Source organism: Blastochloris sulfoviridis (genome assembly GCF_008630065.1).
GTDB lineage: Bacteria > Pseudomonadota > Alphaproteobacteria > Rhizobiales > Xanthobacteraceae > Blastochloris > Blastochloris sulfoviridis.
Genome location: NZ_VWPL01000003.1, coordinates 112,851 through 124,269, shown reverse-complemented (window position 1 = coordinate 124,269; position 11,419 = coordinate 112,851). Strand labels below are relative to the sequence as shown.

General features: G+C 70.3%; 10 protein-coding genes. 4 read left to right on the top strand and 6 right to left on the bottom strand.

What is annotated here, in order from left to right:
* The first annotated feature begins 2 nt into the window (after positions 1–2).
* Entirely contained in the window at positions 3–563 is a 561-nt protein-coding gene (gene rsmD, locus F1193_RS02605) for a 16S rRNA (guanine(966)-N(2))-methyltransferase RsmD (RefSeq protein ID WP_150096115.1), read from the top strand.
* A 3-nt stretch (positions 564–566) separates the two neighbouring features.
* On the opposite strand, the gene F1193_RS02600 is transcribed toward rsmD, so the two are convergent.
* The 5 genes from F1193_RS02600 to F1193_RS02575 form a co-directional block, all read right to left on the bottom strand.
* The gene (locus F1193_RS02600) at positions 567–911 is read right to left on the bottom strand and encodes a type II toxin-antitoxin system PemK/MazF family toxin (RefSeq protein ID WP_210247283.1); all 345 of its coding nucleotides are present in this window, start codon (positions 909–911) and stop codon (positions 567–569) included.
* Positions 905–1,159, bottom strand: coding sequence for an AbrB/MazE/SpoVT family DNA-binding domain-containing protein (locus tag F1193_RS02595; protein WP_150096114.1), 255 nt, complete (start codon positions 1,157–1,159; stop codon positions 905–907). Before F1193_RS02595 ends, F1193_RS02600 begins: the two co-directional genes overlap by 7 nt.
* A 219-nt stretch (positions 1,160–1,378) precedes the next feature.
* Complete coding sequence (gene mutL, locus F1193_RS02585) at positions 1,379–3,163, bottom strand: DNA mismatch repair endonuclease MutL (RefSeq protein ID WP_150096112.1); 1,785 nt, start codon at positions 3,161–3,163, stop codon at positions 1,379–1,381.
* Positions 3,164–3,359: 196 nt separating this feature from the next.
* Positions 3,360–4,343, bottom strand: coding sequence for an acrylyl-CoA reductase (NADPH) (gene acuI, locus F1193_RS02580; RefSeq protein ID WP_150096111.1), 984 nt, complete (start codon positions 4,341–4,343; stop codon positions 3,360–3,362).
* Between the two features lie 43 nt (positions 4,344–4,386).
* Positions 4,387–5,655, bottom strand: a complete 1,269-nt coding sequence (locus F1193_RS02575) for an MFS transporter (protein ID WP_150096110.1) — start codon at positions 5,653–5,655, stop codon at positions 4,387–4,389.
* A 727-nt stretch (positions 5,656–6,382) separates the two neighbouring features.
* Between F1193_RS02575 and nadA the strand changes: the two genes are divergently transcribed.
* From nadA to nadC, 3 genes are all read left to right on the top strand, one after another.
* A complete protein-coding gene (gene nadA / locus F1193_RS02570; RefSeq protein WP_150096109.1) occupies positions 6,383–7,480 on the top strand; it encodes a quinolinate synthase NadA in 1,098 nt (365 codons plus the stop codon).
* A gap of 345 nt (positions 7,481–7,825) precedes the next feature.
* Positions 7,826–9,448: an L-aspartate oxidase gene (locus F1193_RS02565; RefSeq protein WP_150096108.1), complete on the top strand. Its 1,623-nt coding sequence runs from the start codon at positions 7,826–7,828 to the stop codon at positions 9,446–9,448.
* Positions 9,445–10,326, top strand: coding sequence for a carboxylating nicotinate-nucleotide diphosphorylase (nadC, locus tag F1193_RS02560; RefSeq protein WP_210247282.1), 882 nt, complete (start codon positions 9,445–9,447; stop codon positions 10,324–10,326). Before F1193_RS02565 ends, nadC begins: the two co-directional genes overlap by 4 nt.
* A gap of 44 nt (positions 10,327–10,370) precedes the next feature.
* Here the strand turns inward: nadC and F1193_RS02555 are convergent, their stop codons facing one another.
* Positions 10,371–11,096, bottom strand: coding sequence for a class I SAM-dependent methyltransferase (locus F1193_RS02555; RefSeq protein ID WP_150096107.1), 726 nt, complete (start codon positions 11,094–11,096; stop codon positions 10,371–10,373).
* Between the last annotated feature and the right edge of the window lie 323 nt (positions 11,097–11,419).

The window sequence follows — 11,419 nt, the reverse complement described above, 5'->3', positions numbered from 1 at the left end:
CGATGCGCATCGTCGGAGGGCGGTTCAAGGGCCGCGCGCTGGCGAGCCCGAGATCGCACGACATCCGGCCGACTGCCGACCGGCTGCGCGAGAGCCTGTTCAACGTCCTGGCCCACGCCTATGGCGACGTGTGCGAGGGGGCGCGGGTGCTGGATCTGTTCGCCGGCACCGGCGCGCTGGGGCTGGAGGCGCTGTCGCGCGGGGCGCGCTTTGCCGCCTTCGTCGATGACGGCGCCGAGGCGCGCGGGCTGATCCGCGCCAATATCGATGCGATGGGGCTGGCCGGCATGACGCGGGTGCTGCGCCGCGACGCCACGAAGCTCGGCCCCGCCGCGCCGTTCGAGCCGTTCTCGCTGGTGTTCTGCGATCCACCCTATCGCCAAGGACTCGCCGAGCGGGCGCTGGTTGCCGCCCGTGACGGCGGCTGGCTCGCCCCGGTCGCGCTGGTGGTGGTGGAGGAGGCGGCCGAAGCCGGCTTCACCCCGCCCGAGGGTTTCGCCGAGCTGGAGCGCCGAAGCTATGGCGAGAGCGAGGTGACGGTGCTGCAGCACACCGGCGCTTGAGCTCTACGCTTGGAACATCGCGACAAGCGTCTCCAGCACCTCACCGGCAACTGCCGGATCGAGCGTTCCCAACCGGCGCCGCAGCCGCTGCTTGTCGACCGAGCGTAGATGATCGAGTGCAATGTCACCGGTCCTGCCGCCGAACTCGGCCACGACCCGACTCGGCCAGCGTTTGTGCGTGCTGGTCAAGGGCGCGACGATGACGGTGGCGAGGACGCCGTTCATCTGATCCGGCGAAATCACCACGCAAGGCCGGACCTTGCTGATCTCCGAGCCGATCGTCGGGTCGAGTGCGACCTGCCAGACCTCGAACCGTTTCGGCTCGGGCCGCGCCTGCCCGCTCACCACGTCCAGTCCTTGTCGTCGAACTCGGTCAGGCTGCCGGCTCCGGCCCAGGGGTTCTCATCATCAGGCCGCGGCGGGTCGGCCCGGAACGCCTCCTCCCAGCCGGCGCGGGGGTGGGTCACCGGGCTCAGCACCAGCTCGCCGCCGCGCACGGTCATCTCGACCGTGTCGGTGAAGCCGAGCTGGTCGCGGATCGCCTTGGGGATCCGCACGCCCTTGGAATTGCCGATCCTGACGAGATTGGTCCGCATCACACCCTCCGGACTTACAATGTAAGTCCTCCGCCGTGACCGAACAAGCGCGGGCTCGAGCGTCCGCCGATCTGATGCATCAGGCCGGACGCTCTAAGCTCTTGAGTTGTCGCATTCTCTTCCGCAAAACCGGTTCCCACTTTTGCGGAGAATGCTCCAAGTTTTTGTTTTATCGCATTCTCTTCCGCAAAACCGGTATCCACTTTTGCGGAGAATGCTCTATCGCCGCCCGAACAGCCGCTCGATGTCGGCGAGCGACAGGGTGACATAGGTCGGCCGGCCGTGATTGCACTGGCCGGCGTTCGGGGTCGCCTCCATCTCGCGCAAGAGCGCGTTCATCTCCTCCGGCTTCAGGCGGCGGCCGGCGCGCACCGAGCCGTGGCAGGCCATGGTGGCAGCGACGTGCAGCAGGCGGCGTTCCAGCGGCAGCGCGTCGTCCCACTCGGCGAGGTGGTCGGCGAGGTCGCGCACCAGTTTCACCACATCGGCGTCGCCGAGCAGCGCCGGCACCTCGCGCACCATCACCGCGCCGGGGCCGAAGCTCTCCAGCACCAGCCCGAAGGTTGCCAGCGCATCGGCGCGGGCGGCGAGCCGTGCCGCGTCGTCGGGGTCGAGTTCGACCACCGCCGGCACCAAGAGCATCTGGCGGGCGATGCCGCCACCCGCGAGCTGGCGCTTCATGCGCTCATAGACCAGGCGCTCGTGCGCGGCGTGCTGGTCGACGATGACGAGGCCGCCTTCGGTCTCGGCGACGATGTAGGTGGCGTGAAGCTGGGCGCGGGCGGCGCCGAGCGGGTGGTTCGCCGGCTCTGTCTCTGGGGCGGCCTGCCCGGCGCGGGCATCGGCCGCGGGCGCGAGGCCCGAGAACGCCGTCTGCCGCGGCTCGGACAGGCCGGGCGGTGCGGCCGGCGAGGTCTCCGGCCGCCAGCCGGCGATGCCGGATGGCCGCGGCGGGCTTGATGGCCTGAGCGTCTGGAACGGCCGGGCGGGGGCCGCGGCCGAACGGTGGGCCTCGCCGTGGAGTGCGGCGCGCAGGCCCGCGACCAGCAGTCCGCGCACCAGCCCGGCGTCGCGGAAGCGCACCTCGGTCTTGGCGGGGTGGACATTGACGTCGACCTCGCGCGGGTCGAGCTCCAGCCACAGCGCGGCGGCGGCGAAGCGCCCTGACGGGATGAGGTCGGCGTAGGCCGCGCGCAGCGCGCCGAGCAGCAGCTTGTCCTTCACCGGCCGGCCATTGACGAACAAATATTGCGCGAGCGCATTGCCGCGCGCCACGGCCGGCAGGCCGGCGACGCCGGCAAGCCGCACGCCCTCCTTCTCGGCCGCCACCGGCACGGCGTTGGCGCGGAAGTCGGCCCCGAGGATATCGCCGACGCGGGCGAGCCGGGCGGCGATGTCATGGCCGCGCGCGGCATAGGTGACGGGATCGCGCTCCTCGGTGACCAAAGTGAAGGCGATGTCCGGCCGGCTCATAGCCAGGCGCTTGACGACATCGACGGCCGCCGCGCTTTCGGCGCGATCGCTCTTCAGGAACTTCAGGCGCGCCGGGGTGGCGAAGAACAGGTCGCGCACCTCGACGCGGGTGCCGGCGGAAAGCGCCGCCGGCCGCACCTCGGACTTGCGCCCGGCCACAACCTCCAGCCCGTGCGCCTCGCCGCCCTGGGCGCGCGAGGCGATCGAGAGCTTCGCCACCGCGCCGATCGAGGGCAGCGCCTCGCCGCGAAAGCCGAGCGTGGCGATGGCGAGCAGGTCGGATTCGGCGGAGAGCTTGGAGGTGGCGTGGCGCTCGACCGCCATCTCCAGATCCGGCGGCGCCATGCCGATGCCGTCATCGGCAACCCGGATGAGCCGCCGGCCGCCGCCATCCACCACCACCTCGATGCGGGCGGCACCCGCATCGAGCGCGTTTTCGACCAGTTCCTTGACCACGGAGGCCGGCCGCTCGACCACCTCGCCGGCGGCGATGCGGTCGATCATGACGGGGGGCAGCAGACGGACCGGCATCGCGTTTCGGGCTCAGGGGGTCTGATGGTTGGCGGGGAACGTGAGCCAACATAGCGCATCCGGAAGCCGCATCTGCAGGGTGGAATAGCGAAGCGTATTCCGCCATTCCGGCATCCGCGTTGGTCTCGGCGCAATACGCTTCGCTATTGCGCCCTACGGCCCTACGGCCCTCCGCGAACGGTCCCGGCTCGGCGCGTCACCCGATCTCGACCACCACCCGGCCGCGGACCCGGCCTTCAAGAATGTCGCGGCCGGCGGCCTCGACGTCCTCGAGCCCGATGGTGCGGGTCATCGCCTCAAGCTTTGTGTGGTCGATGTCGGCGGCGAGCCGCGCCCACGCCTCGCGCCGGCGGGCGATCGGGCACATCACCGAATCGATGCCGAGCAGCGACACGCCGCGCAGGATGAACGGCGCCACCGAGGTCGGCAGGTCCATGCCGGCGGCGAGCCCGCAGGCCGCCACCGACCCGCCATAGCGGATCATCGACAGCATGTTGGCGAGCGGCGTCGAGCCGACCGTATCGATGCCGGCGGCCCAGCGTTCCTTGGCGAGCGGGCGCGGCGGGCCGGCGAGCTCCGAGCGGTCGATCACCTCGGAAGCGCCGAGCTCTTTGAGGTAGTCCGCCTCATTGAGGCGGCCGGTCGCGGCGACGACGTGCCAGCCGAGCTTGGCGAGCAGCGCGATCGCCACCGAGCCGACGCCGCCGGCGGCCCCCGTCACGATCACCGGGCCACGGTCGGGGGAAAGGCGCTGGCGCTCCAGCGCCATCACGCTCAGCATGGCGGTGAAGCCGGCGGTGCCGATAGCCATCGCCTCGGCCGCGCTCAGGCTCTCGGGCAGCGGCACCAGCCAGTCGCCCTTGACGCGGGCCTTCCCGGCAAAGCCGCCGAGGTGCGTCTCGCCCACGCCCCAGCCGTTCAGCACCACGGCATTGCCGGGCTTCCAGTCCGGGTGCGAGGAGGCCTCGACCTCGCCGGCAAAATCGATGCCCGGGATCATCGGCCAGCGCCGCACCACCGGCGCCTTGCCGGTCAGCGCCAGCCCGTCCTTGTAGTTCACCGTCGAGTGGGTGATGCGCACCGTCACGTCGCCGTCCATCAGCTCGGCTTCGTCGAAATCGACGAGGCCGAGCGTCTGGCCGCCATCGGTCTTGTCCACCCGGATCGCCTTGAAGGTCATCGCAGTCTCTCCCCTGCCACCGGATCACCGCCGGCGGTGATTGTCACGTCGAAGCCGGCGTCGCCCGCGCCACCGGCTGCTCCTGGATCGGCAGGTGCACCAGCGCCGCGAACAGGCCGAGCGCGACGCCGAGCCACCACACCACGTCATAGCTGCCGGTGGAATCATAGAGGAGTCCTGCCAGCCACACGCCGAGGAACGAGCCGACCTGGTGCGACAGGAACACCACGCCGAACAGCATCGCCATCCAGCGCGGACCGAACATCACCAGCACCAATCCCGAGGTCGGCGGCACGGTGGACAGCCACAAAAGGCCGATCCCGGCGCCGAAGGCAAGCGCGGTCAAGGGCGTCAGCGGCAGCAGCACGAAGCCGACGATCAGCACGGCGCGGGCGAGATAGATCGCCGACAGGAGGTAGGGCTTCGACACCTTTCCGCTCCAATAGCCGGCGAGCAGCGAGCCCGCGAGGTTGAACAGGCCGATCAGCGCCATCACCCAGCCGCCGACGGCGTTCGAGATGCCGTGGTCCACCAGATATTTCGGCAGATGGATGGTGATGAAGGCGAGGTGGAAGCCGCACACGAAGAAGCCGGCGACGAGAAGATTGTAGGAGCGGTGGCCGAGCGCCTCCGCCAGCGCGGCCTTCAGCGTCTGGGTCTCGGCGGCCGAGGGGGCATCGGCCGGCGCCTCGGCGCGCGGCGTCATCAGCACCACCGACAGCGGCAGCACGATGAGCATGGCGGCGCCGAACAGCATCAGCGTCGCTTCCCAGCCGATGGCGCCCTTGAGGAACACCGTGAGCGGGGCGAACAGGAACTGGCCGAACGAGCCCGCCGCCGAGCCGGCGCCCAGCGCCATCGGCCGCCACGACAGCGGCAGGAGCTTGCCGAAGGCGGCCAGCACGAGATTGAAGGAGCAGCCGGCGAGGCCGAAGCCGATCAGCACGCCCGCCGACATATGGAGCGAGAACGGGTCGGCGGCATTGGCCATCCAGATGAGGCCGGCGGCGTAGAGCACAGCGCCGACCACCAGCACGCGGGTGACGCCGAAGCGATCGGCCAGCGCCCCGGCGAAGGGCTGGCCGATGCCCCACAGGATGTTCTGGATGGCGGCCGACAGCGAAAACACCGCCAGCGCCCAGCCGCGGTCCACCGACATCTCGTTGGTGAAGAAGCCCATGGCCGAGCGCGGGCCGAACGAGATCATGGCGATCAGGCAGCCGGCGAGCACGATCACGCCCGGCGTGCGCCAGCCCGGCAGCGATGCGGAGACGGTGGCCGGGCGCACGGCGGGGGCGGGCGTCGCGGTCATCAGGAAGGCTCCGGAGGATGGTCGCAAAAACAACCATGCCCGAAGGGCCGGCGCAATGCACGGGCCCGACACGTCGGCGTGACGCTGCTGCATGGCTAGCGGTATGGGGATGATGCGGCTTCCGGCGGGTCGGCCGCGGGGCATTGGCCGGGGCGTGGCGGCGCGCCGGCCCGCCTTGTGTTCCCAGGAACACACTGATCAAGAATCCGCGACGCGAGGAGGCCCCAGGATGACCGGGCGCCGCGACCTTGGCCAAGTGGCTGCGGTCCGCGGTGGTGGGCTGAATAGGTCTGGCGCGTCAGTATTTTGCCGGCAATGCGGGGCCGCTCCCGCGCGGCGGCGATACCGTGCCGGGCATAAGCCCGCGCCGGAGGGTGGACCAAACATCGCACTTCTCATTTTTGTGACGATGGGGTATAAGGGATGTGCTCGAAATGAGAATAAGTGCTCGGTTCGACGTGCCGGCGAACCAGCCTCCCGTGCCCGGACTTCCGACCGATGGGGCGCGACCGACGACGAACTAGCGACTGCGCCGACCCTGCGACTGCGATGACCGTACGACCGGCACGACTTTCGCGACAAGATCGGGCTTGCGCGAGCGGGACACGCTTGCGCGACCCATGACGTTTTGCACGACGAGACGCTGGCGGGTCCGGCTTGCGCCGGGCATTTCGCACACCATATATGCTCAAGTTGAGCATATATGACAGGACAGGAGGGACTGCCCATGGCCGCTCTTCATTCCGTTGCTGCGTTGCGGGCGGTGCCGGCCGCACTGGACGGGCTGCCGGTCGCCGGGCAAGGCCTGCGCTTTCCGCCGGTCCAGGTGCCGGACCTGACCTATACGCCCGAGGTGGCGCGCGAGACCGCGCACCTCTACGACAAGGTGGCGCGGGTCATTCCGCCGGTCGAGTGGCCGTTCTTCGCGCCTTATGTGCGGGCCATCAACGAGGTGAAGCGGCAGCGCAACGCGGTGATCCTGGCGCACAACTACCAGACGCCGGAGATCTACAACTGCGTCGCCGACGTGGTCGGGGATTCGCTGCAGCTCGCCCGCGAGGCGGCGCGCGCCGATGCCGAGGTCATCGTGCAGGGCGGCGTGCACTTCATGGCCGAGACCTCGAAGATCCTCAGCCCCGACAAGACGGTGCTGATCCCGGACAGCCGTGCCGGCTGCTCGCTCGCCGCCTCGATCACCGGCGCCGACGTGCGGGCGCTGCGCGCCAGCTATCCGGGCGTGCCGATCGTCGCCTATGTCAACACCTCGGCCGAGGTGAAGGCGGAGGTCGACATCTGCTGCACCTCCTCGAACGCCATTCATGTGGTGGAGAGCCTTGGCGTGCCGCGGGTCATCATGGTGCCGGACCAGTTCCTGGCGAAGTTCGTCGCCGCGCGCACCAAGGTCGAGATCATCGCCTGGCACGGCGCCTGCGAGGTGCACGAGCGCTTCACGGCCGAGGAGATGCGCCGGTTCCGGCTCGACGATCCGAGCGTGCGCATCGTCGCCCACCCGGAGTGCCCGCCGGAGGTGATCGCCGAGAGCGATTTCGCCGGCTCGACGGCGGCGATGATCGACTGGGTGAAGACGAACCGGCCCGGCCGGGTGGTGCTGGTCACCGAGTGCTCGATGGCCGACAATGTGATGGCCGAGACGCCGGACGTCGAGTTCGTGCGCCCGTGCAATCTCTGCCCGCACATGAAGCGCATCACGCTGCCGAAGATCCTCCACAGCCTCGTCAACATGACCGAGGAGGTGGTGATCGACCCCGACGTCGCGGCGCGCGCCCGCCGCTCGGTCGAGCGGATGATCGCGCTGAAGGCTTGATACGGGCTCCGGCCGATCGAGCCTTCGAGCCGTATTCTGCTCGCCGGAAATTCCGCCTTCGCGCAAGAATTTCCGGCGAGATCGTTTCCGGGATCCCGAAGGGATCATCCGGAAACCGGATGACACGGCATCCGCGAGACCGCTTTGCGATCGCGGCTGCCGGCGAGGCTCTTGCGGGGCATCGGCCCCGCCGGCCTCCAGGAGACGCGCCAAGGTTTGGAGACGCGCCAAGGTATGGCGATGCGTCCGGACTTTGGGACGTCCCGGGGCGCGTTCCGCGCCGACTGCTGAACCGGGCCGCTCTTCCGGCTGTGGGAGAGGCGTCCGGGAGAGGATCCATATCTCATGTCTGATGAAGCCAAGACCGCCCCGACGCTCGCGCCAGCCTCGTGGGGCGGCATCGACGATGTCGTCATCGTCGGCGGCGGGCTGGCCGGCCTGTTCTGCGCGCTGAAGCTGGCGCCGCGGCCGGTCACCATCGTCACCGCCGCGCCGATGGGCGAGGGCGCCTCCTCGGCCTGGGCGCAGGGCGGAATCGCCGCAGCACTCGGCGAGGGCGACACGCCCGAGGCCCACGTCGCCGACACCATCGCCGCCGGGGCGGGGATCGTCGATGTGCGCATGGCCGAGCTGATGGCCCGCGAGGCCGACGAGCGCATCCGCGATCTGCTGCGCTACGGCGTGCCGTTCGACCGCGACCTCGAAGGCCGGCTTGCGCTGTCGCGCGAGGCAGCGCATTCGGCGCGGCGCATCGTGCGGGTGCGCGGCGACCGGGCGGGCGCCGCCATCATGGCGGCGCTGGTGTCGGCGGTGCGCGCCACGCCGTCGATCCGCATCCTGGAGAATTACGTCGCCGAGGAGCTGGCGCACGAGGGCCGCTTCGTCGCCGGCCTGGTTGCGCGTCCGGCCAAGGGCCGCGCCGCGGTGCCGGTGATCCTGCCGGCGCGCGCGGTGGTGCTGGCCTCGGGCGGCATCGGCCACCTCTATGCCGTCACCACCAATCCGGTGCAGGCGTGCGGCGGCGGCCTCGCCATGGCGGCGCAGGCCGGCGCGGTGATCGCCGATCCCGAATTCGTGCAATTCCATCCCACCGCGATTGCGGTTGGGCTCGACCCCGCGCCGCTCGCCACCGAGGCGCTGCGCGGCGAGGGCGCGGTGCTGATCGATCGCGACGGCAACCGCTTCATGGAAAGCCTGCACCCGGCGGCGGAACTGGCGCCGCGCGACGTGGTGGCGCGCGGCGTGTTCGCCTCGATCGCCGCCGGCAAGGGGGCGTTCCTCGATGCCCGCAAGGCGGTGGGCGCGGCATTCCCCGACAAGTTCCCCACCGTGTTTGAGGCCTGCCGCGAGGTCGGGCTCGACCCGGTCACCCAGCCGATCCCGATCGCGCCGGCCGCACACTACCACATGGGCGGCATCCTCACCGACGCCAACGGCCGCACCTCGCTCGACGGCCTGTGGGCAGCCGGCGAGGTCGCCTCCACCGGCGCCCACGGTGCCAACCGGCTGGCGTCGAACTCGCTGCTGGAGGCGGTGGTGTTCTCCGCCCGCATCGCCGAGGACATCCAGGGCCTGTTGCCGGTGTCGAACCGGCTGCCGCTCAGGGTGGCCAATGGCCAGCTCGCACTCGCCGGCCCCTCCGGCCAGGAGGCCGAGCAGATCACCCGGCTGCGCAGGACGATGAGCGCCGATGTCGGCGTGGTGCGCGAGCATGCCGGGCTCGAACACGCGCTCGTGGTGGCGCGCGAGCTTCTGGCCCAGGCGCGCACGGCGCGGCTGAACGCGATGGCCACCTGCGCCCTGCTGATCGCCTCGGCGGCGCTGCGCCGTACCGAAAGCCGCGGCGCCCACTGCCGCTCCGACTTTGCGCAGACCGAGCCCGCCTGGGCGCACCGCACCTTCACCAATCTGGACGAGGCGAGGGCGCTGGCCGACGCCATCGCCGCCAAGGCCGGCGTGGCGGCATGAGCGCGACCATCATGACACCGCTCGCGCCCCACGCCTTCCTCAACCCGCTCCTCATCGAGGAGGCGGTGCGCCGCGCCCTGGACGAGGATCTCGGCCGGGCCGGCGACATCACCTCGATTGCCACCATTCCCGCCGGCACGCCGGCGCGCGCGGCGTTCGTGGCGAGGAAGCCCGGCGTGGTCGCCGGCCTGCCGCTGGCCGATGCCGCGTTCCGGCTGCTCGACCCCGCCGTGCGCTTCGCGGCCAAGGTCGCGGACGGCGCGCGTGTCGCGCCCGGCGACGTGCTGGCAACCGTCGAGGGGCCGGCGCGGGCGGTGCTGTCGGGCGAGCGGGTGGCGCTCAACTTCCTCGGCCACCTCGCCGGCATCGCCTCCGCCACCAGCGCCTATGCCGACCGCATCAGGCACACCAAGGCCAAGATCACCTGCACGCGGAAGACCACGCCGGGCTTGAGGGCGCTGGAGAAATATGCGGTCAAATGCGGCGGCGGCTCCAACCACCGCTATGGCCTCGATGACGCGGTGCTGATCAAGGACAACCACATCGCGGTGGCGGGGGGCGTTCGGGCGGTGCTGGCGCGCGCCCGCGCCGCGGTCGGCCATCTCGTGCGCATCGAGATCGAGGTCGACACGCTCGACCAGCTTGCCGAGGTGCTCTCAGCCGGCGGCGCCGACGTGGTGCTGCTCGACAACATGCCGCCCGCCGTGCTGCGGCAGGCGGTGGAGCTTGTGGCCGGGAAGCTGGTGACCGAGGCCTCCGGCGGCATCAATCTCGACACGGTCGCCGCGGTCGCCGAGACCGGCGTCGACTTCATCTCGTCGGGCGCGCTCACCCATTCGGTGACCACGCTCGACATCGGCCTCGACATCGAGATGTGAGACCATACGGTGTCCGGCCTGCAGGCCGGAGGACCGTATTCCGATCAGCCCCCGGGCTTCGTCGCGATGTGGATGGCGGCGATGCCGAAGGACAGGTCGATCCAGCGCACGCCCTCGAACCCCGCCTCGCCGATCAGGCCGGCGAACGCCTGCTGGTCGGGGAAGCGGCGGATGGATTCGATGAGGTAGCGGTAGGCGCTGGGGCTGCCGGCGACGCCTGCGCCGAGCACCGGGATCACGGTCGAGGACCACGCCTGATAGAAGGGGCGGATCACCGGATGGGCGCGCGAGAACTCCAGGCACAGGAAGCGTCCGCCCGGCTTCAGCACCCGGCAGATCTCGGTCAGCGCCCGTCCCAGATGGGTGACGTTGCGGATGCCGAACGAGACGGTGAGGCAGTCGATCGAGCCATCGGCGAACGGCAGGTGCTCGCCCTCGCCGGCCACGAACAGGAGCCGGTCGCCGGGCTTTCGGCCGGCGCGCATCATCGCCGTGGAGGGGTCGACCACCAGCACCGTGGCGCCGGTCTGCGCCATCAGGCGGGCGACGTCGCCGGTGCCGCCGGCGAGATCGATCACGGTCTCGCCCGGCTTTGCCGCGGCCAGCGCCGCGAACCGGCGCTTCCACAGCCGGTGAATGCCGAAGCTCATCAGGTCGTTCATCAGGTCGTAGCGCGGGGCGATCTCGACGAACACGCGGCGGATCAGCGCCCGCCGCTCCTGCGGCGAGACGGTCGTGGTGCCGAAGCTGTCGGACAGCGGGTCGGTCATGGCGTGCGCATCCTCTTTGCCGGGCGGCCGGTGGATCCTGCAAGGTGGATTCTTCAAGGCGGATCCTGCATGCGGGATTCCCGGGAGGATTGCCACCGTCAAGCCCGCGGATCCGGCTTTCGCGGCTGGGGCCGGCAAGCGCACCAGTATACCACTGTCAGGGCAGATTGACGCAGCTCCTGTCTATCCTGCTGCAACTGCCCGAAAAAGGGGCTCGTGCGGCGTGCGATCGGGCGTCTTTGTCACTTGTTGTTGACACAGATCAAGGCCGTTGCACGCTACCGGAGTCCATGCTGATGAGAGCATGCACTGGACCGGCCCAA

Coding starts and splice junctions, on each gene's coding strand:
- nadC (WP_210247282.1), top strand. CDS start 9,445: ATGAGCGCGACCATCATGACACCGCTCGCGCCCCACGCCTTCCTCAAC.
- F1193_RS02555 (WP_150096107.1), bottom strand. CDS start 11,096: ATGACCGACCCGCTGTCCGACAGCTTCGGCACCACGACCGTCTCGCCG.
- nadA (WP_150096109.1), top strand. CDS start 6,383: ATGGCCGCTCTTCATTCCGTTGCTGCGTTGCGGGCGGTGCCGGCCGCA.
- F1193_RS02595 (WP_150096114.1), bottom strand. CDS start 1,159: ATGCGGACCAATCTCGTCAGGATCGGCAATTCCAAGGGCGTGCGGATC.
- F1193_RS02575 (WP_150096110.1), bottom strand. CDS start 5,655: ATGACCGCGACGCCCGCCCCCGCCGTGCGCCCGGCCACCGTCTCCGCA.
- mutL (WP_150096112.1), bottom strand. CDS start 3,163: ATGCCGGTCCGTCTGCTGCCCCCCGTCATGATCGACCGCATCGCCGCC.
- F1193_RS02565 (WP_150096108.1), top strand. CDS start 7,826: ATGTCTGATGAAGCCAAGACCGCCCCGACGCTCGCGCCAGCCTCGTGG.
- acuI (WP_150096111.1), bottom strand. CDS start 4,343: ATGACCTTCAAGGCGATCCGGGTGGACAAGACCGATGGCGGCCAGACG.
- rsmD (WP_150096115.1), top strand. CDS start 3: ATGCGCATCGTCGGAGGGCGGTTCAAGGGCCGCGCGCTGGCGAGCCCG.